This window comes from Solidesulfovibrio aerotolerans, from assembly GCF_009856865.1.
Classification (GTDB): Bacteria; Desulfobacterota; Desulfovibrionia; order Desulfovibrionales; family Desulfovibrionaceae; genus Solidesulfovibrio; species Solidesulfovibrio aerotolerans.
In genome coordinates this window covers 68,632-89,242 of sequence record NZ_WVUD01000013.1, presented here as the reverse complement: position 1 = coordinate 89,242, position 20,611 = coordinate 68,632, and the positions used below count along the sequence as shown (strand labels likewise).

14 protein-coding genes are annotated in these 20,611 nt (G+C 62.8%); 9 read left to right on the top strand and 5 right to left on the bottom strand.

Annotated features, from left to right (window positions below; translation table 11 throughout):
* The first annotated feature begins 70 nt into the window (after nucleotides 1–70).
* From recJ to GTA51_RS09485, 3 genes are all read left to right on the top strand, one after another.
* Nucleotides 71–1,783: a single-stranded-DNA-specific exonuclease RecJ gene (gene recJ / locus GTA51_RS09495; RefSeq protein ID WP_160960560.1), complete on the top strand. Its 1,713-nt coding sequence runs from the start codon at nucleotides 71–73 to the stop codon at nucleotides 1,781–1,783.
* 157 nt (nucleotides 1,784–1,940) lie between these two features.
* Nucleotides 1,941–3,392, top strand: a complete 1,452-nt coding sequence (locus tag GTA51_RS09490; protein WP_160960558.1) for an outer membrane homotrimeric porin — start codon at nucleotides 1,941–1,943, stop codon at nucleotides 3,390–3,392.
* Between the two features lie 565 nt (nucleotides 3,393–3,957).
* On the top strand, nucleotides 3,958–5,418 hold the full coding sequence (locus tag GTA51_RS09485; protein WP_160960556.1) for an outer membrane homotrimeric porin: 1,461 nt from the start codon (nucleotides 3,958–3,960) through the stop codon (nucleotides 5,416–5,418).
* A gap of 196 nt (nucleotides 5,419–5,614) precedes the next feature.
* Here GTA51_RS09485 and GTA51_RS09480 read toward each other — a convergent pair whose 3' ends face one another.
* On the bottom strand, nucleotides 5,615–6,997 hold the full coding sequence (locus tag GTA51_RS09480; protein ID WP_160960583.1) for a trypsin-like peptidase domain-containing protein: 1,383 nt from the start codon (nucleotides 6,995–6,997) through the stop codon (nucleotides 5,615–5,617).
* Between the two features lie 2 nt (nucleotides 6,998–6,999).
* The gene (locus tag GTA51_RS09475; protein ID WP_160960554.1) at nucleotides 7,000–7,503 is read right to left on the bottom strand and encodes a hypothetical protein; all 504 of its coding nucleotides are present in this window, start codon (nucleotides 7,501–7,503) and stop codon (nucleotides 7,000–7,002) included.
* 361 nt (nucleotides 7,504–7,864) lie between these two features.
* On the opposite strand from GTA51_RS09475, the gene GTA51_RS09470 reads away from it, so the two are divergent.
* The 5 genes from GTA51_RS09470 to GTA51_RS09450 all read left to right on the top strand — a co-directional run bounded on the left by GTA51_RS09470 (nucleotide 7,865) and on the right by GTA51_RS09450 (nucleotide 13,220).
* Nucleotides 7,865–8,149, top strand: a complete 285-nt coding sequence (locus GTA51_RS09470) for a hypothetical protein (protein ID WP_160960552.1) — start codon at nucleotides 7,865–7,867, stop codon at nucleotides 8,147–8,149.
* 119 nt (nucleotides 8,150–8,268) lie between these two features.
* A complete protein-coding gene (locus GTA51_RS09465; RefSeq protein ID WP_160960550.1) occupies nucleotides 8,269–8,982 on the top strand; it encodes an EI24 domain-containing protein in 714 nt (237 codons plus the stop codon).
* A gap of 238 nt (nucleotides 8,983–9,220) precedes the next feature.
* Nucleotides 9,221–11,113: a potassium transporter Kup gene (locus tag GTA51_RS09460; RefSeq protein ID WP_160960548.1), complete on the top strand. Its 1,893-nt coding sequence runs from the start codon at nucleotides 9,221–9,223 to the stop codon at nucleotides 11,111–11,113.
* 119 nt (nucleotides 11,114–11,232) lie between these two features.
* On the top strand, nucleotides 11,233–12,282 hold the full coding sequence (tatC, locus tag GTA51_RS09455; protein ID WP_160960547.1) for a twin-arginine translocase subunit TatC: 1,050 nt from the start codon (nucleotides 11,233–11,235) through the stop codon (nucleotides 12,280–12,282).
* A gap of 428 nt (nucleotides 12,283–12,710) precedes the next feature.
* The gene (locus GTA51_RS09450; protein ID WP_160960545.1) at nucleotides 12,711–13,220 is read left to right on the top strand and encodes an RlpA-like double-psi beta-barrel domain-containing protein; all 510 of its coding nucleotides are present in this window, start codon (nucleotides 12,711–12,713) and stop codon (nucleotides 13,218–13,220) included.
* Between the two features lie 153 nt (nucleotides 13,221–13,373).
* Here the strand turns inward: GTA51_RS09450 and GTA51_RS09445 are convergent, their stop codons facing one another.
* The 3 genes from GTA51_RS09445 to GTA51_RS09435 form a co-directional block, all read right to left on the bottom strand.
* Nucleotides 13,374–13,619: a hypothetical protein gene (locus tag GTA51_RS09445; RefSeq protein ID WP_246198067.1), complete on the bottom strand. Its 246-nt coding sequence runs from the start codon at nucleotides 13,617–13,619 to the stop codon at nucleotides 13,374–13,376.
* A 1,061-nt stretch (nucleotides 13,620–14,680) separates the two neighbouring features.
* Entirely contained in the window at nucleotides 14,681–15,967 is a 1,287-nt protein-coding gene (locus GTA51_RS09440; protein WP_160960543.1) for a citrate synthase, read from the bottom strand.
* A 294-nt stretch (nucleotides 15,968–16,261) separates the two neighbouring features.
* The gene (locus GTA51_RS09435) at nucleotides 16,262–17,143 is read right to left on the bottom strand and encodes a formate dehydrogenase accessory protein FdhE (RefSeq protein ID WP_211922506.1); all 882 of its coding nucleotides are present in this window, start codon (nucleotides 17,141–17,143) and stop codon (nucleotides 16,262–16,264) included.
* 399 nt (nucleotides 17,144–17,542) lie between these two features.
* Between GTA51_RS09435 and fdnG the strand changes: the two genes are divergently transcribed.
* Nucleotides 17,543–20,581 carry a formate dehydrogenase-N subunit alpha gene (gene fdnG / locus GTA51_RS09430; protein WP_160960541.1) on the top strand — a complete coding sequence of 1,013 codons (3,039 nt, stop codon included), beginning with the start codon at nucleotides 17,543–17,545 and terminating at the stop codon, nucleotides 20,579–20,581.
* Nucleotides 20,582–20,611 lie beyond the last annotated feature (30 nt).

The window sequence follows — 20,611 nt, the reverse complement described above, 5'->3', positions numbered from 1 at the left end:
CAAACTTCCCATCCCCACCGTTTTGACCAGCCGGCTGGCCGGACCTCCCGCGGCCTGCCTGGAGACTTGCGTGCCTAAGAAATGGATTTTCCCCGACAACGGCCCGGCTGACCGGCTCGCCGACGCCCTGGCCGACGCCTTGGGCATCTCCCCCACCATCGCCGGGCTGCTGGCCCGCCGCGGGCTGACCACGGCCCAGGACATGGATCGCTACCTGTCCCCGGGCCTGCGCCATCTCATGCGCCCGGACGAAATCCCGGGCCTGACCGCAGCGGCCGGCCTGCTGGCAAAGGCCCTGGCCGAGGGGCGCACCGTGGCCATCTGGGGCGATTACGACGTGGACGGCATCACCGGCACGGCCTTGCTCGTGGATTTTTTGGGCGAACACGGCATCGTCCCGCTGTGGCGGCTGCCGGTGCGGGCCGCCGAAGGCTATGGGCTCAATACCGGCGGCATCGAGGAACTGGCCGCAGCCGGGGCCGAGGTGCTGGTTACCGTGGACTGCGGCATTACGGCCGTGGCCGAGGTGGCCCGGGCCAAGGAACTGGGCCTGACGGTCATCGTCACCGACCACCATCTGCCCGGTCCGGCGCTGCCTGCGGCCGATGCGCTGGTCAATCCCAAGCTTGCCGATGGCCCGGGGACCGATCTGGCCGGTGTCGGGGTGGCTTTTTTCCTGGCTGCGGCGCTTAATCGCCTGCTACCGGGGGAACCAAGCGACGTGCGGCGGCTGCTTGATCTGGTGGCGCTGGGCACCCTGGCCGACGTGGTGCCCCTGCGCGGCCCCAACCGCATCCTGGCCAAAAACGGCCTGCTGCTTCTGGGCGAGGCCCGCCGGCCCGGCATCCATGCCCTCAAAGAAGTCAGCGGGCATAATCCCAAGGCCGCCCTTGGCGCGTCCCAGGTGACCTTTGGCCTGGCCCCGCGCATCAACGCCGCCGGCCGCATGGGCCGACCCGATGCCGCCTTGGCCCTGCTCCTGGCCACGGACCTGGACGTTGCCCGGCCCCTGGCCGCCGATCTCGATGCGGAAAACACCCGCCGCCGGGCTGAAGAAGACGCTATTTTGGCCGAGGCGATGACCCAGGCCGAGGCGGCACCAGGGCGCTTTGGCCTGACCCTTTTCGCCCCCCACTGGCACCAGGGCGTCATCGGCATCGTGGCCTCGCGGGTGGCCGAAGCCCGCTACCGGCCAACGCTCATCCTCACCGACGATCCGGCCAAGGGCCGGCTCAAGGGTTCCGGCCGCTCCATTGCGGAGTGCGATCTGCACGCGCTGCTCGAAGAAATCGCCAACGATCTGCACTCCTTTGGCGGGCACAAAATGGCGGCCGGGCTGTCCCTTGATCCTGCCAATCTGGCCCGGGTGACCGAGCGTTTCGATGCGGCGGCTTCCCGGGCCCTGGGCGCAAGCGTGCCCCAGCCGTCCCTGCGCCTGGACGGGGAATTGTCCTTTGGCGCGGTGACGGCCACCCTTATTCGGGAACTCGGGTTGCTCGAACCGTACGGCTGCGGCAATCCCGAACCGGTTTTTGCCTCGCCGCCTGTTGCGGTCCAATCCCGCAGGACCTTTGGAGAAAACCATGTGGCGCTGGTTCTTCGCGACGCCGCCGCCGGGGTGACACTGAAGGCCAAGGCCTGGCGCATGGCCGCCGCCATCGGCCAGGAGACGGCGGGAGCAACGGTGCGCGTGGCCTATTCACCCAAGATCAGTTACTTTTCCGGCGTGCCTGAGATCGAATTGCGTCTGCGCGACCTGAGCGGCACCCTCGATTGCGGCTGACGGCGTAAAAAAATTTTGACCAGCGTAAAAAAACGCCCCATTTCGTATTGCCATTGTGAAAGGAATGACAGTATTGGTAATCCAAGTCGGCGGGACGCCACCTGCCGGCGGCATCGGACACCTGAAACGCCGCCCGATTATTTGAGGAGGAAGGTTTATGAAGCGCTTTACTGTTTTGGCCATGCTGGCCGCCCTGATCCTTGGCATGGCCGGGTTCGCCCAGGCCGCCACGGAAGTCAAGATGACCGGTGACGCTCGCGTCTACGGCGTCTTTTTTGCCAATCACAACTTCACCGGCTGGAACACCGCCGGCTGGGACAACAACCGCGGAGCCTTCTCCCCTGCCGGCACCCAGACCGAAGACCGTTTCCAGATCTGGGAACGTTTCCGTCTGCGTTCTGACTTCGTGGCCAACGAGGCCGTGAAGTTCCGTCTGGGCATCAAGGTGGAAGACACCTGGGGCCATGGCACCCTGACTGCCGCCAACCCCACCGTCTCCATCTCCGTCTACCAGGCCTATCTGCAGTTCAAGCTGCCGGATTGCGACACCGAAATCACCGCCGGTTTGCAGGACCTGTCCCTGCCGGCCAATGCGTTCTTCACTGACTCCGTGGTGTTCGGCGGCGACCGCGCTGCCGCCCTGGTCGTGACCACTCCGCTGATCAAGGACACCCTGGCCGTGACTGCCGGCTTTGCCCGCATGATCGACACCAACCGGACCTACGACACCACCACCACCCAGGTCTCTGACGAACTGGACCTGTACTTCCTGGCCCTGCCCATCACCCTTGATGGCTTCAAGGCCACCCCTTGGGGTGCCGTGGCCGTGGCCGGTAAGGACGCCGGCTACTTCAACGCCGGCTTTGCCGAGTATCTGCTGTCCTCCGGTGCCATCATCAACGGCCTGAGCAACCACCAGAATGCTTACTGGTGGGCCGGTTCCACCTTTGAGGTGACCGCTCTTGATCCCGTGAAGTTCTATGCCGACGTGATCTACGGCGCCGGTGCCACTGCCGACCGCAAGTCCGCCAAGCGCCAGGGCTGGTTCATGGACTTCGGTGCCGAGTACACCGGTTGGGACGTGCTGACCCCGCAGGTCTTCGGCTGGTGGTCCACCGGTGAAGACGGCTCGGTCCGCAACGGTTCCGAGCGTATGCCCCAGATCCTCTCCAACTGGGGTCCGGGCAACAGCTTCCTGTTCGACGATTCGCAGGAGCTGGGCAAGGAATCCAACATGGGTGCCAACCCGGTTGGCGCTTGGGGCCTCGGCGCTTCGCTGAACAACATCTCGTTCATCGAAAAGCTGTCCCACATCCTGACCTTCACCTACATGCACGGCAACAACCAGCCCGGCGCCATCCGCAAGATGAACGCCCTGCTGGGCAGCAACCCGTACTACACCATGGGTCGTGACCTGACCACCAATGAGAGCCTCCTCTCGGTCAACTTCGACACCAAGTACATGATCTACGAGAACTTGGCCGCTGTCATGGAGACCGGTTGGGCCCACGGCAACTTCCAGACCAGCACCTGGGGTCACCGCCTGGCCGAACAGGCCCGCTCCGCCGACGCCTGGAAGGTCGCTTTCGGCCTGACCTACAAGTTCTAGAGTTGCACTTACGGCGTTTCTGTCCATCCGATGCCACGGCCGGGCTCCTTCGGGAGCCCGGCCTTTTTTTTAGCCGGATGCCGTTGCAGGCGAAAAACGTGGCCGTATTTTGACGGTTCCAAAAGTCCGGCCGTTCTCTGCTGGACACTGCTGCACAGTCCAACATTGGCGGGCCGGCACCCTTGAGAACGCCGGCTTTTTTTGCGGGCCGGCGGCTTGCCCGTCCATCAGCCGCCAACAGACTCGGGCGGCAGCGCAGTCCAGACGCAGCCGGGCGGGATCGTGAGCGCCTGCGCCAGCCCACCATGGAGCCGGCCAGCCGTGTGCGGGCCAGCCGCGTGCGGTGATGCCCCCTGTGGCGACCGCCGTTGCCAACAGCCAGCCGGTGGGTCACCACTGCTGCAACATGGCGGTTGTGTGTCAATTCTCGCCTTCGGTAAAAAATTTTTTACCAACCCCTTGCCAAGCGTTTCGCGTTGGCTTAAGAATTATCTCACGTTTGGGGGTTAGCCCCCCCCGAATACGCGCCGGCTCTGTTTGAACTGACGAAAGGAGGAAGGATTTTATGAAACGTATTGCCACACTGGCTCTCATTGCCGTGTTTGCGCTGGGGGCTTTTGCCTCTGCCAACGCGGCCACTGAAGTCAAGATGACTGGTGACGCCCGTATCTACGGCGTCTTCTTCGCCCAGCACAACTTCACCGGCTGGAACAGCTCGAACTGGACCGGCTCCAGCCCCACCGCCTGGAGACGTGCCGGCACCCAGACTGAAGACCGTTTCCAGATTTGGGAACGTTTTCGTCTGCGCTCCGACTTCGTGGCCAACGAGGCCGTGAAGTTCCGTCTGGGCATCAAGGTTGAAGACACCTGGGGCCATGGCACCCTGACCGCCGCCAACCCCGAAGTGGCTATCGCCGTCTACCAGGCCTATCTGCAGTTCAAGCTGCCGGACTGCAACACGGAAGTGACTGCTGGTCTCCAGGACATCGACCTGCCCCAGTCCGCCATGTTCTACTCCTCGCCGGTCTTCGGCGGCGACCGCATGGCCGCTCTGACTGTCAAGACTGAGCTGATCGACAAAACCCTGGGCCTGTTGGCTGGTTTCGGTCGTCTGATTGACACCAACCGGACCTACGACACCACCACCACCCAGAAAGCCGACGAGTTCGACCTGTACTTCCTGGCTCTGCCCATCACCCTGGATGGCTTCAAGGCCACCCCCTGGGGCGCCATCGGCGTCGCCGGCGACAGCGCCAACTACTGGTCCACCGGCTTTGGCCAGAACCTCGTGTCTGCTGGCACCTTTGCCGCGCCGACCCTGTGGAAGAACGGCCAGAACGCTTACTGGTGGGCCGGCAGCGCCTTCGAAGTGACTGCCCTTGACCCCGTGAAGTTCTATGCCGACGTGATCTACGGCGCTGGCGCCATGGATGAACGCAAGAAGAACAAGCGCCAGGGCTGGTTCATGGACGCCGGTGTCGAGTACACCGGTTGGGACGTGCTGACCCCGCAGGTCTTCGGCTGGTGGTCCACCGGTGAAGACAGCTCCACCCGTAACGGTTCCGAGCGTATGCCGATGGTCCGCCCGAACTGGGGCGCTGGCAACAGCTTCCTGTTCGATACCGGCCAGGAGTTGGCCAAGGAAGGCAACATGGGCGTGTCCCCTGTTGGCAACTGGGGCCTTGGCGCTTCGCTGAACAACATCTCGTTCATCGAAAAGCTGACCCACCGCCTGACCTTCACCCTCGTGCGCGGTAACAACGACCCGGCCGCTCTGCGCTACCTCAACACCCTTGTTGGCTCGAACCCCTACTTCACCATGGGCCGCGACCTGGCCATTGGCGAGCAGGTGATGTCGGTCAACTTCGACAACAAGTACATGATCTACGAGAACCTGGCCGCCGTTATGGAAACCGGCTGGGCGCATGGTGACTTCAAGTCCAGCGTCTGGGGTCACCGTTTGGCTGAAAAGTCCCGTTCCGGCGATGCCTGGAAGGTGGCTTTCGGTCTGACTTACAAGTTCTAGTTCGTCTCTTCGACTGATCCGGCGCGGGGCCGGGGCCTTAGGGCCCCGGCCTTTTTCATTGTCGACGCCATGTTCGGCGCGGCAGCAGGCGGGGAAAACGCAAGACGGGTGTCCCAGAGCCGGCTGCCCGCATCCAAGAAACGCGACACAAGCAGACCCGGCGAAGCGCTCCCGAGAGCCAATCGATCACAACGCCTTAGCGCGCCGGCTGGCAAAAAAGCGGTACGACCATCCCCGAAAGCTCCCGGGCCAAAGCCGCCTCGTCCAGGGTACGGCCCGAGGGCGCAGTGGCGATGGGGGTCTGCCCCCGGGACAGGAAGGCCTTGACCTCGGCCAGGGGCACAACAAATCCCATGTCGGCAACACCGCCCCCCATCCGCTCGCGAACGGCATCGCTGTCGCGTCTGGCCCGAACAACGCCGGCCACCCGGCCGCTGCCGTCCAGGAGCGGTCCGCCGCTATTGCCCGGCAACACCTCGGCGCTCACAGCCACGCCCTTCCCGTCGCCAGCTCCCGCCGCCAGTTCCCGGGTGCGGCCCGAAGTGATGCGCAACTGCCCCGTGCGCGCCCGCTCCCCGGGATAGCCGGCCGCAAAGACCGCTGTCCCCGGGGCCACGATGGAACCTTCGCGAAAAGTCAGCGCCCGGGGCGGAGCCACCGCGAGCTTGAGCAGTGCCAGATCATTGCCAGGGTCGAAGCGGACCGGCGTGGCGGCAACCGGGCGGCCGTCGATGATGGCGTCGATGCGGGCACACCCGTTTGCCACATGGGCGTTGGTCAGCATATGGCCCAGCCGGCTGACCACAAAGCCCGTGCCGGTGCGCAACTGGCCGGCCGGTGTCTTGACGGCCTTTGACGGCTCCTGGGGTTGTTTTTTGGCGCGTATCGCCTGGGCCGTGGCAGCAGGAAGTTCCTTTTCGGCGGCCAAGGCCAGGGCGGCCAGACGGTGTTGCACCGTCCCTTGGGCCGCCGGCATCGCCGCCCCGGCCAGGGCCAGCCGGTAGGCCTCGCCCGGATCGCGCGGCAGGATGCGCCCTTCCAGGAACAGTTCCCCCAGGGTCACGGCTGCCTCGGGCGAGCCTGCGGCCACGGCCCGGCGCAACAGCCCCGGAGCGTCGGAAACAGGCCCCAGCCGTCCGTCAAGGCGCATGAGCCCCAGCAGATACCACCCCTGGGCCGCCCCCTTGGCAGCGGCTTTTTTGAACCAGTCACCAGCCTGCCCGTCGTTTTGGGGGACGCCCTGGCCGCGCCAGTACAGTTCACCCAGCGACAGCATGGCCGCCACATTGCCGCCGGCAGCCGCTTTGCGGTACCAGCGCGCCGCCGCAGCAGCGTCTGCCGGACCGCCGCTGCGTCCGGCGGCGCACATCCGGCCCATGAGCCAGGCTGCCGACGGGCTGCCTGCCGCCAGCAGAGGCCGCAGTTCCCGCAAAACCGCGGCGTCATCGCCGCGCTCATAGGCTTTGAGCGCATCGTCAAAATCCGCCCGGACGGTCCCCGGCCAAAGCGCCAGCAGCAGCGCCAGGGCTGCACACCCGGCCATTTTGCCGAGGCGAAAGGGGAAGCCGGCGACACCCATAATCACGAATGCCCTTTTGGCGCAGGCGGCGGCGGCGGTGGCGGCGGCGGTGTCTCAACACCCGGCCGGCAAAAGCCGTAGCGCTGGGACATCTGCGGTTCGTTGCCCACCCCGTGGCGCGAGGACACCATGAGAAAATTGTCCGAGGCCCCGGAATGCACCGGATAGACCGTTACCACCGTCACCCCGCCGTCAGGATAACGGGCCATGACCGACAGGCTCGACGGCGTCGCCATCAACACCCCCGGCGTCTCCAGGTCGTCTTCCTCAAGCACGGCCCGGTTTTTGGCCCGATCCACGATGGCAATGGTCAGACCCGGCGTGTTGGGGTCCAGGGGCGGCTTGAGGCTGACCCGGCCCTGGGGCGTGAACACGGCATTCATGCCCTGGCTGTAGGCGCAGGCCAGCCTCGCGGCGGCAAACAGCGCCTGGCTCGGCTCTTCGGCCCGGGCCAGACCGGCGGTCAGGGCCAGGGCCAGTCCGGTTACGGCAAGCAGTCGTTGCATACATCCTCCTGTCGTGGCGCAAACACGTCTGCGACTGTAGAAAGCGGTTGCCGCCTCGGTCAAGCCGGGCCGCCGACAGGGCCGCGGAGAGGAGTCAGCACGATCCATTATGGCCGGCCAGGGACGCATACGTCAGATGCATACGTGTTCTTGCTATAATACATACCTGTTTTTCGGTAAAACACACTGCCGGGTTGGGTGCAACCCGGTTCGCCGCACCTTCCCGGCTTTCCCGTGCGCACGGGGCTTGCCGCCCGGCCGGGCTTGGCGTAGTGCTATCTCCCTTAACGTCTTGGCGCAGGACGTACGGCCATGCAACCGCACCGCCCGCCTGCTGTCCCTTTCTGGAGCTGTACGCAACATGCAAAAGTTTCGTGTCTATTTCGCCACCAAGGTTCTCATCACCACCGGGTGGTTTCGTCGGCAAAAAAGCATCTCGGAAACCGAATACGTCGTCGTCTCGGCCCATAATGAAGCCCACGCCGTCAAGGAAGCCAAGGCCTTGATCGACCTCGACGCCCTGGGCGTCCCCTTCCAGGTGACCCGCATCACGGCCACGAGTGCCGATGACCCCGAAGGCTACCACGGCTCGCTGGCCCCCAGACAGCAGCCCGCTGCGGCCGCCGCCGAGGAAGAACCAAGCTAGATTCCCGTTGCTAAAACCAAAAAATCATAGCGTTGAAGCGGTGGCGCCATGTCCTGTCTGCCAAGAGACATATCCCAGTCCTGCCCAACGCCTGCAGCCGGCTTTCGGAGGCTTCCGTTATGCTGACCGCCTTTCCCAAAGGTCTGGCCGCCCATGTCCGCGGCATCCGCTTTGCCCTGACGCATAAGGGCTATCTCGGCTTGTGCGCCATCCCCTTTGCCCTGACCCTGCTGCTGTACGGCCTGGGGTTCTGGCTGTTCGCCACCCAAAGCGACACGCTTTTGGCCGCCCTGTGGTCCCCGGATGCGACCGCCGGGGGCATGGCCGGGGTTCTGTCCTGGGTGTATTTGCACATTGTGAAATACGTGCTGTACGCCCTGGCCTTTATCCTCATGTATTTTCTTTTTATGGTCACAGCCAACATCCTGGCCGCACCGCTGTACGACCACATCGCCGGCAAGTTGCTGGCCCAGGCCGGCGTGCAAAGGGTCGGGCCGGAACTCTCCATCTGGCGGTTGATGGCGGAAGAAGCCAAAAAGGCCGTGTTCGTCATGGCCCTGCCCCTGGTCTTGATGGTCATTCCCGTGCTGGGCCAACTGCTGGCCCCGGTGGCGGCAGCCATGCTGCTGGCTTTCGATTTCCTGGATTATCCGTTTTGCCGGGAAGAAGGGCAGTTTGGCCTGCGCCTTAAAACCCTGGCCCGCCGCCCCCTGTTGCTGCTCGGTTTCGGGCTGCCGCTGCTGCTCCCGTTTGTCAATATCGCCTTGTTTCCCTTTGCCATTCTCGGCAGCACCCTGCTGTATCTGGACATGACCGGGCGCGCCCCACAATAGCTTTTAAATGACAATTTTGATATTCTATGGCGAGTAAAACCAAAGTATACGGACTTTTTGCCTTTTTGAAGCAGAGACCGTGACCGCCGGCCCTTGCCCAGGGGCACGGCGACAGTTATGAACACGCGATTCTGTCGCCCTGGTTTACGCACCCCACAATCCGTCTGACGAGGTTTTTACCCCCCATGCCCTGCCTGCATTCCCCACGCCTGCCGCACCAGAGGCGGAGCCCCCGCGCATGAGTCACAGCACCGGCCAGGCCAAATCCGGTTTCGGGCATACCGCCGCCCTGTCGCTGGGTGCCCTTGGCGTCGTTTACGGCGACATCGGCACGAGTCCGTTATACGCCATCAAGGAATGCTTCCACGGCATGCACGCCATTGCCGTGAACCAGGCCAACGTCCTGGGCGTGCTGTCGCTCATTTTTTGGTCCCTGACCATGGTCATCACCGTTAAATACATCCTCTTTATCACCGCCGCCGACAACCGGGGCGAGGGCGGCATCTTCGCCCTGATTGAGCTTTTGCCCAAGGACGTCGGCCACCAGCATGTGCGCATCGCCTTGGCCTTTCTGGGACTGTGCGGCGCGGCCCTGCTCTACGGCGACGGCATCATCACCCCGGCCATTTCCGTGCTTTCGGCCGTGGAAGGCCTCACCGTGGCCACGGATGCGGCCGCCCCCCTGGTGGTCCCCATCACCTGCTTGATCCTTTTTGGGCTTTTTTCCGTCCAGCGCCGGGGAACAGCCGGCATCGGCCGGGTGTTCGGCCCGATTATGCTGGTCTGGTTTTCCGTGCTGGCGGTTTTGGGCCTCAAACAGATTCTGGCCGCACCAGGCGTTTTGCTGGCCGTCAATCCAGCCTACGCCGTTGATTTTTTCCTGGTAAACCACTTGCATGGGGTCGTGGTCCTGGGTTCGGTGGTCCTTTGCATCACCGGCGGCGAGGCCCTGTATGCCGATCTGGGGCATTTCGGCCGTCGCCCCATCCAGTATTCCTGGCTGCTCGTCGTCTTCCCCAGCCTGCTGCTCAACTACTTCGGCCAGGGAGCGGGCCTGCTTCTGGATCCGGGCACAGCCGCCAACCCCTTTTACAGCATGGTGCCCGACACCATGCTCTATCCCATGGCCGCCCTGTCCACAGCCGCCACGGTCATCGCCTCCCAGGCACTTATCTCCGGTGTTTTTTCCCTCACCCGCCAGGCCATCCAGCTTGGCGTGTGCCCGCGGTTGCGCATCGTGCACACCTCCAGTGCCATGGAGGGCCAGATCTATATTCCCGAAGTCAATTTCGCCCTCATGTGGGCCTGCATCGGCCTGACCATTGCCTTTGGCGAATCCAGCCGGCTGGCCGCCGCCTACGGCATCGCCGTGACCGCCACCATGGGCATCACGTCCATCCTGTACTTCTTCGTGGCCCGCTGGACCTGGAAACAGCCGCTGGCCCGGGTGCTTCCCCCGGTGCTCATCTTCCTGGCCTTCGATCTGGCCTATTTCAGTTCGAATCTGCTCAAGGTGGCCGACGGCGGCTGGTTTACCCTGCTCATTGCCGCGCTTATTGTCATGGCCATGGCCACCTGGGAAGACGGACGCAAGGCGTTGCGCCAGTTGGCCGTGGCCACAGCCGTGCCGCTGCGCCTGTTTTTAGCCGACGTGGCCACCAAAAACCCCATCCGCGTGCCCGGCACGGCGGTCTTTATGTCCCTTTCCCCCCAGGGAACACCGGTCACCCTGTTGCACCATTACAAACACAATAAGATCTTTCACCAAAACGTGGTGATTTTAAGCATCACCGCCTCGGACGTGCCCACCGTCAGCCAGGAAGGCCGCCTGGACATCCAGGATCTGGGCCAGGGCTTTTTCCGCATCGTGGCCCGCTACGGTTTCATGGAAACGCCCAACGTCCCGGATATCATGGCCCAGGCCAGAGCCCAGGGCATCCCCATTGATCCGCCGGCCGACACCACTTTTTTTCTGGGCCGCGAAAGCCTGCTCACCACGGGCAAGGCCAAGATGGCCGGTTTCCGCAAAGGCCTTTTTGCCCTTATGTCCCGAAACGCACGGCCGGCCACGGCCTATTTCGGGCTGCCTCCGGGACGTGTGGTGGAACTGGGCGTGCAAGTGGAGCTTTAAGCCCCTGCCGCCAAACCGTTTCGCCGCTGCCCCTTGACCCGAGTCCCATCCTGCCGTAACCGCCATGGCGCGGCGAGGCTGGCTGACCCATTTCCCGTGCCGCTGGAAAAGAGGAGCGCATGACCGATACGCCCGAACCTACCGATACCCCCCAGGCCCCCCGTCCTGGCGACGACGCTGCGGTCACGCCGGCAGTTGCGACACCCGATGCCGATGCCGATGCCGGCTCCGGGGAAATCCCGCCGGCAGTGGCCCCCCCCGCTTCCCCGGCAGCACTGCGTCCCTCGGATTTAAAGGAAGCACCGCTGCTGGAGCACCTGCTCGAACTGCGCACCCGGCTGGTACGCTGTCTTATCGCTATCGGCATTGGCTTTGCCGCCAGCTATTCCTTTGCGGAGCGGCTGCTTGGCATCCTGCTCAAGCCGCTGATCGACGTCATGCCGGTCGGCAGCAAGCTCATTGCCACCGGCCTGCCCGAAACCTTTTTCACGGTCATGAAACTGGCCCTGGTGGCCGGGGCCTTTGTGGCCAGCCCGTACATCTTTTTCCAGTTGTGGCAGTTCGTGGCCCCGGGGCTGTACAAGGAAGAGCGCAAGATCATCATTCCGGTGGCCGTGGCCACGGCCTTTTGCTTTGTGGCCGGGGCGCTGTTCGGCTATTTTGTCGTCTTTCCCTTTGGCTTCAAGTTCTTTGTGGACTACGCTTCGGACTACATTACAGTCATGCCCAGCATCAGCTCTTACTTTTCGTTGGCTGTGACGCTGTTGTTCGCTTTCGGCGTGATCTTTGAACTGCCGGTCTTCATTTTTTTCCTGACTAGCCTGGGCATGGTCACCACCAAGGCGCTGCGCAAATTCCGTCGCTGGGCCATTTTGCTCAGCTTCGTCGTCTCCGCCATCCTCACGCCCACCCCGGACGCCATCAACCAACTGCTCATGGCCGGCCCCATGATCGTTTTGTACGAAGTGGGCATCTGGGTGTCCTGGTTTGTGGACAAGCCGCGCAAGGAAGAAAAGGCCCGGCGAAAGGCCGCAGCCGCTGCGGCCCAGGCTGGGGCCGAGCCGCCCAAATCGCCGGACACGCCGGGAGAACCCGAGGCCCCCGAAGCCGCGCCAGCGGCCCAGGCAGCCGCAGCGCAGCCTGACGGCGACGATACCAAGGCGAGTTAGACGCAAAAAAAATGGCTGCGCCCAGGCGGCAAAAAAGCCCGCGTCCCCAGGACGTTATCAGTCCGGACAGGAAGGCGGGCCGCACCCGGGCCAGCCAACCCCCTCTCGCCGCGACACTTTCCGGGGCCGGCCGCACAACCGGCCCCGGCTTGACAGCCGCCTCCCGAAAAGCCATAAAGAAGCTATAGGTAGCGGTAGCCGCCATCGTGTGCTGCCCTGCCTGCATCCACGACGACGCCACAGGCGCGTCGCCCCGCCTGCCGGATGTCGGCGACCGGGGCACTGCCTCGCGCCACGCGAGCCTCTCCACCAACGCGGACGATGTGACGGCCGGATACGTTTTCCCCGGCCCATAGGCCCTGCCGCCTCCCCAGGCATCCCCCGATGCCGGCGCAAAAGGCCAATCGTCCCGAAGCCATGGAGCGACGATGCGACATGTCCGAATCATGTTCACCGCGCTGACCTTATTGGTCACGACATTGACTTTGCCTGCCTGCGCCGGCTCTCGGAACCAGCCGCAGCTGGCCGACGCCTCGGCCACGGCCCCCTCGGCCAAGAAACGGCCTGAAGACGCCGTCATCGGTCGTCTCGATGATCCGTCCTTCCTCTTTGGCAGCCGCCCCCTTGCTCCGAAGAAATCCGTTCGCGTCAAAGCGCTGGCCTACACCGGCTGTTCGATCAAATCCAAGCGCACCACGCGCGGGGCCTGGGGCGACGCCCTGACCGCAGACGTCAAGGCCGTGGCCGTCTCGCCGGATCTGCTGGAAATGGGCCTTGATCGGGGTGATGTCATCAGCATCGAGGGTCTGCCCGGCAAGTACAAGGTGCTCGATGTCATGCACAGCCGCCACGACAAGACCATCGACATCTTTTACGGCAACGACGCCTGCGGGGCCACCCAATGGGGCAAGCGCACCCTCAACATCACCTGGCAGTGATGCGGCCGGCGCAGCAAAACGCCTGCGGCTGGCGATACGGGATGTAACGGCCAGGAACCGGCCGTTTGACGGGGAAAGTGGTGGTGCGTCAGGCTTGGGCGTTGGCGCTGGCCCGGGAGCGTTCCCGCCGCGCAACGGCCTGCGTGCGCGGGCTTATTTTCCAGAGAGGAGCGGCAGACTTTCGAGGACTCCCGCTGCCGGCAGCACTTCGATCAAGACATAGCGGGCGGCAAAGCCCAGGGCGTAGACGCACAGGATCGTTAAAAACGCGGCCTTGAACAGTCCTTTCCCGCCCCGGCCTGCAGCCATGCGGGCCAGCACGACGGCCAGCCCCCCGGCCAGCAGGATGCCCAGAGCCAGGGCCAGAGCCACCTTCACAAGCGACACATCAGCCATCATTTTCCCTCCGTTTCAGCGCCCCGAAGCGTTTAGCCCTTGTAGCCCATTGGCCGCGTTTGTCCATCGCAAGGATCGACGCCACGATACGCTGTTTGTCAGGCCGGCTTCCTCTGACACTCTCCCGCCAACGCTTTCGCCTGCGAAACCATGCAAAGACGCAGCCTGACGACCGCAGGCGCAAAGACGTGCGCCGCTTCTCTACAACAGGAATCGCAGGTATACCGCGCGCCTTGGCTATGCCGCGCGAAGGCCGAAACAAATACCGCGATGCCGGAATAATAATACACGTCGGGAGAGAGGCTGCGGTTCTGGAAGGAGTCGTCGTGCCAGGCTCATTCTTCATGTTAATGACAGTAACGGCCAGAGGACTTGGACAGAAAAAACGTGGGTGGGGAAATTAACGGGTGCTCGGCAAACTGCCGGTTACGGAGCAAAGCCATTGATTGTCCAGGAAATAAATGTGACCGCCCCAGGGTTTAGCAGCAACAAAACCAAGAAAAAGGAGGTAAAACTCCATAGGCCCGCCCATTTCTGTTGCGGTGCTGTACGAAACAAGCCCAAGACAAGCAACAACCACACCAATATTGACAACAAATAAGCAATCCCGTCATCCAAGACAGAATACTTGGGCAGACAATAAAAAAGAGCAGGGGGAAGATGGACGGCGACGGCATTTAAGACAAAGACTGTTTTTCTGGAAATCATCTCTTACCCAGAGCATACGCGAGTGAGACATGAACTCCAGAAAGCAAAGCCCCTGAAACGCCCCGCCGCCAGCAAGTGTACACGCATGGGTCCAGGCAACACTTCACCCCGCTCCACTTTTCCCGCCGAAGAGGGCCGGGGGAATTATCCCCCCGTGGCCACCTGCTAAACGGTGGTTCCCGTCTGGCCTGCCTCGCGGTAGTGCCCGCCTGGCGCAAGCGTATTTCCCGCTCCCATCCACCGTCGCGGCAACGCCCTCCCCCCTGGCCTCTGTCAGGGAGGGTCCGGGAGGGGGTTACCCCCTCCCGGCCGCCGGAGGCATCTTCCTCTTCCTCTTTGCCTTTATCTTCCTTCCCCTACCGCTTATCCAGCGGCACGTACGGCCGGTAGGGCGGGCCGGTGTAGATCTGGCGCGGGCGGTGGATGCGGGTGGTGATGTCCAGGTTTTCCTCCTGCCAGTGGGCGATCCAGCCGGGCATGCGGCCGATGGCGAACATGACCGGGAACATGTTGACCGGAATACCCAAGGCCCGCAGGATGATGCCGGAATAAAAATCCACGTTGGGATAGAGGCTGCGGCTCTGGAAGTAGTCGTCGTGCAAGGCCGTTTCTTCGAGTTCCTGGGCGATCTCCATAAGCGGATCGGACAGGCCGGACTGGAGCAGCAGGTTGTCGGCGGCTTTTTTGAGCACCCGCGCCCGGGGGTCGAAGTTCTTATAGACCCGGTGCCCAAAGCCCATGAGCCGGGTTTCCTTGCGCTTGACCATCTCCAAAAAGGTTTTGACCTTGTAGCGCCCCTCCAGCATCTGGGTGAGCATCTGAATAACGGCGGCGTTGGCACCGCCGTGCAGCCGCCCCCACAGGGCGCAGATGCCCGACGACACGCTGGCAAAGAGGTTGGCCCTGGTGGAACCGACCATGCGCACGGTGGAACAGGAGCAGTTCTGTTCGTGGTCGGCATGGACCACCAGGAACAGCGACAAGGCGGCCACGGCTTGATCGGTGGGTTCGTAGTCGCGGTTGGGCACGGAAAACATCATGTGCAGGAAGTTGCGGCAATAGCTCAAATTGGGGTCGGGATACATAAACGGCAGCCCGAGGGATTTGCGATAACTAAAGGCCGCAATGGTGCGCACCTTGCTGATGAGCTTGGCCACGGCGAGGCGGAACTCCACGGCGTTTTGGATTTCCAGCAGCTCGGGGTGGTAGTTGCCCAGGGAGTTGATGACGGCCGAGAGAATGGCCATCGGCTGCCCGCCGGGCGGGAAGCCATCGAAATGGTGCAACAATCCTTCATGGAGCAGCTCGTGTTCCGACAGCAGATGGCGAAAGGCCGTACGATCTTCGGCCGTGGGCAGTTTGCCGAAAATAAGGAGCATGGCCGCTTCGATAAACGAGCTGTTTTCGGCGAGTTGTTCGATGGGGATGCCGCGGTGGCGCAGGATGCCTTTTTCGCCGTCGACGAAGGTGATGGCCGACTGGCAGGAGCCGGTATTGCCGTAGCCGGGGTCGAAGGCCAGCAGCCCGGTGTCCTTTTCCAGGGAGGTGATGTCGATGCCCACCTCGCCTTCGGACCCGACAAGGACAGGGAGTTCGACGGTGGTATCGCCGTAAGACAGGGTGGCGGTTTTGCGTTCGCGCATGCGGCTCCTCGGGAGGCAGAGGGTGCGGGAGAACGGCCGGAAACGGCGCAGGGCCTAACGCGGCGGTCCGTAAAGGCGGCATAATAGAAAAAAAATTCGGTCTTGTCTTCCCCCGACATGGCCCCGACATGGCCCCGGCATAGCCCCGGAATGGTCCCGCCCCTGCCGGCGCTGTGACCGGGCTTTGGGCGGTCCGGGTGTTGCGTGCGGCACTTTTCGCTCTGGCCGGCCAAGGTGCAGTACGCTTAACGCACTGTTTTATCGATAGAATATTTACATTTCATGAACGCGGTTCTAGGTCCAGACCATCTGCCGCCAGTCCATGGTGGCCGGGGCGTGGCCGTGCTGGCGAGCCAGCAATTCCAGCGGGGCCAGGGCCAGGGCGGCCACTTCCGAGGTCAGGCCGGGCAGGGATTCGGCGGCGAATTCGCCAAGAAAATGATTGCAGCGCCGGCACACCCGCACCCGCTCGGCCTCCTGGCCCGGCACGACATACACCTGCCCCGAGGGGCCGGGCGCTTCGCAGTACGGGCATTCGTGACGGGTAAAGCGCCAGGACGCGGCGCAAAATGAGCATGTCATCTCCAGCCCGTCGCCGTCCCGAACGGCATAGCCCGGCCAGGAGCCGCAGACCGGACAATAGCCTCGATTCCAGGCCAGCCCGGCCACAAGCCCCCCGATCTGCCGGCCCCTGGCCATGGCCAGGGGGGTTATAAGCTGCACACACCAAAAGCCCAGCACGCGGGGGTCCACGCCGCAGGAATGGCCCAGGCCCACCAGGGCGCTTCGCCGGTCCGCCAGCAGATGCCCGACGGCCTCGGACAGAAATTCCGGTTCCTGGTCGGCCACCTGGCTTAAATTGAGCAGATCCGCGCGGTTGTTGCGAAACGCGGCAGCCACAACCAGATGCAGGGTTTCAAAGGAGCGGCGCAGGGCCACCCGGTCCAGGGGAAATTCGTCCCGTGGCTCCAGGCAGGCCCCCTGGCCCAGGCGTGCGGGGTCGGCCTGGGGCAGCGGCAGCGGCGGCCCGGCCAGAACCAGGGCGTCGACCAGCGGCCGGCGGGCCAGGAGCAGGCCCATGAAAGGATCGAGAAAAGCCCGGACATGGGGCCGCTCCCGGCGAAGCCGCTCTATATCGTCCGCCAGCGCCACATCACTGTCCACCAGACCGGCCATACGCTGCCTCCCGATACGTCCAGACTGCCGACGCTGCTGCGGCCAGCGCTCTCGTGCGGCGTCGGACACGTCAGTCGTGGCGATGCCAACAAGCGGGGCGGGCGTCAAGGGATGGTTGCCAGGACAACAGGCCTGCCCTGTCTTTGCAGGCCAGGGCAAATCGCAAAACTATTTTCGATGTATTAGAATTAACTTAAATCAATTTTTCAAGCATGTTACGTCATACTCTAGCAGCTTTCCTGATAAAATCGCGATTTTAGTGCCAGATCGTGCGCAATTGCGATTGGTTTGACCAGCCGGCGTCCGCTTTTTTACTACAATCATGTGTCTGTTTTGACACAACGCGTGATTATCGGGCGGATCGTCGCCCGTTGCCGGGAAACCATCCAAGGAGGCCGTATGGGCATATCGCGACGCGGTTTTATGAAACTGACCGGGGCCGGGTTGGCCTGTCTGGGGCTCAAAGACCTGGGCCTCGACCCTCGTCCGGCAGCGGCGTACGCCACCACGCTGCGCATTGAGGGGGCCAAGGAATTCCAGTCCACCTGCCCGTTTTGTTCGTGCGGGTGCAGCATCCTGATGTTCGTCAAAGACGGCAAATTTTTAAGCTCCGAAGGCGATCCTGACTATCCGGTCAGCGAAGGTGCACTGTGCCCCAAGGGCGCGGCCTTCCACTCCATGCACGTCAGCCATCACCGGATTTTAAAGCCCAAGTACCGGGCTCCGGGCAGCGACAAGTGGGAAGAAAAAGACTGGGACTTCGTCCTTGACCGCATCGCCAGACGCGTCAAGGAAACCCGGGACCGCGACTTTATCGAGAAAAACGAGAAAGGCCAGACCGTTAACCGGGTGGAGTCGATCTTCCACCTCGGCACCTCCCAGATGGATAACGAGGAGTGCGCCGTCACCCACCAAATGCTGCGAAGCCTGGGGGTCGTCCATCTCGACCACCAGGCCCGGATCTGACACTCGCCCACTGTACCGGCTCTGGCAGAGTCGTTCGGACGCGGCGCGATGACCCAGCATTGGATTGATATCAAGAACGCCGACGTGGTGCTCATCATGGGCAGTAACGCGGCAGAACACCACCCTATCTCGTTTAAATGGGTGCTTGCGGCCAAAGACGCCGGGGCCACGGTCATTCACGTGGACCCGAAATTCTCGCGCACCTCGGCCCGCAGCGATTTCCATGTGCCCCTTCGTTCCGGCACGGACATCGCCTTCCTGGGTGGCATGCTCAAATACATCCTGGAAAAGGATCTGTATTTCAAAGAGTACGTCACCGAATACACCAACGCCTCCTTTATCGTCTCCGAAGGCTTCACCTTTAAGGACGGCCTGTTCTCGGGTTTTGATCCGGCCACCAAGACCTACGACCGTAAGACCTGGACGTTTGACAAGGACGCCAACGGTCTGGTCGTGCGCGACAAGACCTTGCAGCATCCGCGCAGTGTCTATCAGTTGCTCAAAAAGCACTATTCGCGCTACGACATCGACACCGTGTCGTCCATCACCGGCGTCTCCAAAGACAATCTGCTCAAAGTCTGGGACACGGTGGCCGCCACGGGCAAGCCGACCAAAGTCGCCACCATGATGTACGCCCTGGGCTGGACCCAGCACACCGTCGGCGTGCAAAACATCCGTCTGGCCGCCATGATCCAGTTGCTGTTGGGCAACATCGGCATGGCCGGCGGCGGCATCAACGCCATGCGCGGCGAGCCCAACGTCCAGGGCTCCACCGACCACGCCCTGCTCTACGACGCCCTGCCCGGCTACCATCCGGTGCCGACTACTGCTTGGCCGACCTTGGCCGAGTACTTGAAAGCCAACACGCCGGTGACCAAAGACCCCAAGAGCGTCAACTGGTGGCAAAACCGGCCCAAGTACGTGACCAGCCTGCTCAAGGGCTGGTTCGGCGATGCGGCCACGGCGGAAAACGAGTACGGCTACGAGTGGTTGCCGAAAATCGAGCCCAATGTCGAATACGCCAGCCTGTTTATGTTCGACAAAATGTATAAGGGCAAGATCAAGGGCGGGTTCATCTACGGCCACAACCCGTGCATGTCCATGCCCAACACCCATAAGATCCGAAAGGCCCTGACCAACCTCGACTGGTTCGTCATCGGCGAAGCCCACGAGACGGAAACGGCCGCTTTCTGGCGGCAGCCGGGTTTTGATCCCAAAAACGTCAAGACCGAGGTGTTCCTGCTGCCGTCCTGCCAACGCGGCGAAAAAGACGGCACCACCTCCAACTCCGGCCGTTGGCACATGTGGCACTACAAGGGCTACGAGCCGATGGGCGTGTCCAAGCCCATGGGCTGGATGGTGGTCGAGATCATGAAGCGCGTCAAAGCGCTGTATGCCAAGGAAGGCGGGGCGTTTCCGGCCCCGATCCAGAACGTTGAGTGGTATGAGCAGTACGACGCGGACCTCATGGCCAAAAAGATCAACGGCCAGTTCACCCGCGACGTGACCGTGGGCGACAAGCAGTACAAAAAGGGCGATCAGGTTCCAGCCTTCCCCATGCTCACCGCCGATGGTGCCACCAGCAGCCTGTGCTGGGTCTACGCCGGCAGTTATGGCGCAGCCGGCAACCTGACCAAACGCCGCGATCATACCCAGACGCCCATGCAGGCCAAAATCGGCCTGTTCCCCAACTACTCCTGGGCTTGGCCCGTCAACCGGCGCATCATCTACAACCGCGCGTCGGTGGATGTAAACGGCAAGCCGTACTACCCGGCCAAGGCCGTTATTGCCTGGGAAGAGGGCAAATGGGTCGGCGACGTGCCCGACGGTCCGGCTCCCCCCATGGCCGATCCCAAGGGTGTGTATCCGTTTATCATGCACACCGAGGGTCATGGCCAGCTCTTTGGCCCCGGCCGCATGGACGGTCCCTTCCCGGAACACTACGAACCGGCGGAAACGCCCATTACCGTCAACCCCTTCTCCAAGCAGATGAGCAATCCCTGCATGAAGGTGGCGGAAAGCGACATCGACGCCCTGGCCAAAAATGGTGATCCACGCTTCCCCATCGTGCTCACCACCTACAGCATGACTGAACACTGGTGCGGCGGCGGCGACACCCGCAACACCCCGGCCCTGCTTGAAGCCGAACCCCAGCTCTATGTGGAGATCAGCCAGGAGCTGGCCAAGGAAAAAGGCGTCAAGAATGGTGACGTGGTCATCATCGAGACCCTTCGCGGCAAGGTCGAGGCCGTGGCCATGGTCACGGTGCGCATGACGCCGCTTCAGGTCCAGGGAAAGACCCTTCACCTGATAGGGATGCCGTTTTGCTTCGGCTGGACCACGCCGGGCTGTGGCGACGCCACCAACCGTCTGACGGTTTCGGTGGCCGACCCCAACACGCGCATTCCCGAATACAAGGCCTGCCTGTGCAATCTGCGTAAGGCCGACAAGGTGACGGAACTGCAACGCTAACGCGCTGTGCGGCCGCAAGTGAACGCTTGC

Excerpts from the sequence above, each read along its gene's own strand:
- GTA51_RS09490 (WP_160960558.1), top strand. The coding sequence starts at position 1,941 with ATGAAGCGCTTTACTGTTTTGGCCATGCTGGCCGCCCTGATCCTTGGC.
- GTA51_RS09485 (WP_160960556.1), top strand. The coding sequence starts at position 3,958 with ATGAAACGTATTGCCACACTGGCTCTCATTGCCGTGTTTGCGCTGGGG.
- GTA51_RS09480 (WP_160960583.1), bottom strand. The coding sequence starts at position 6,997 with ATGGGTGTCGCCGGCTTCCCCTTTCGCCTCGGCAAAATGGCCGGGTGT.
- GTA51_RS09475 (WP_160960554.1), bottom strand. The coding sequence starts at position 7,503 with ATGCAACGACTGCTTGCCGTAACCGGACTGGCCCTGGCCCTGACCGCC.
- GTA51_RS09470 (WP_160960552.1), top strand. The coding sequence starts at position 7,865 with ATGCAAAAGTTTCGTGTCTATTTCGCCACCAAGGTTCTCATCACCACC.
- GTA51_RS09465 (WP_160960550.1), top strand. The coding sequence starts at position 8,269 with ATGCTGACCGCCTTTCCCAAAGGTCTGGCCGCCCATGTCCGCGGCATC.
- GTA51_RS09460 (WP_160960548.1), top strand. The coding sequence starts at position 9,221 with ATGAGTCACAGCACCGGCCAGGCCAAATCCGGTTTCGGGCATACCGCC.
- tatC (WP_160960547.1), top strand. The coding sequence starts at position 11,233 with ATGACCGATACGCCCGAACCTACCGATACCCCCCAGGCCCCCCGTCCT.
- GTA51_RS09450 (WP_160960545.1), top strand. The coding sequence starts at position 12,711 with ATGCGACATGTCCGAATCATGTTCACCGCGCTGACCTTATTGGTCACG.
- GTA51_RS09445 (WP_246198067.1), bottom strand. The coding sequence starts at position 13,619 with ATGATGGCTGATGTGTCGCTTGTGAAGGTGGCTCTGGCCCTGGCTCTG.
- GTA51_RS09440 (WP_160960543.1), bottom strand. The coding sequence starts at position 15,967 with ATGCGCGAACGCAAAACCGCCACCCTGTCTTACGGCGATACCACCGTC.
- GTA51_RS09435 (WP_211922506.1), bottom strand. The coding sequence starts at position 17,143 with ATGGCCGGTCTGGTGGACAGTGATGTGGCGCTGGCGGACGATATAGAG.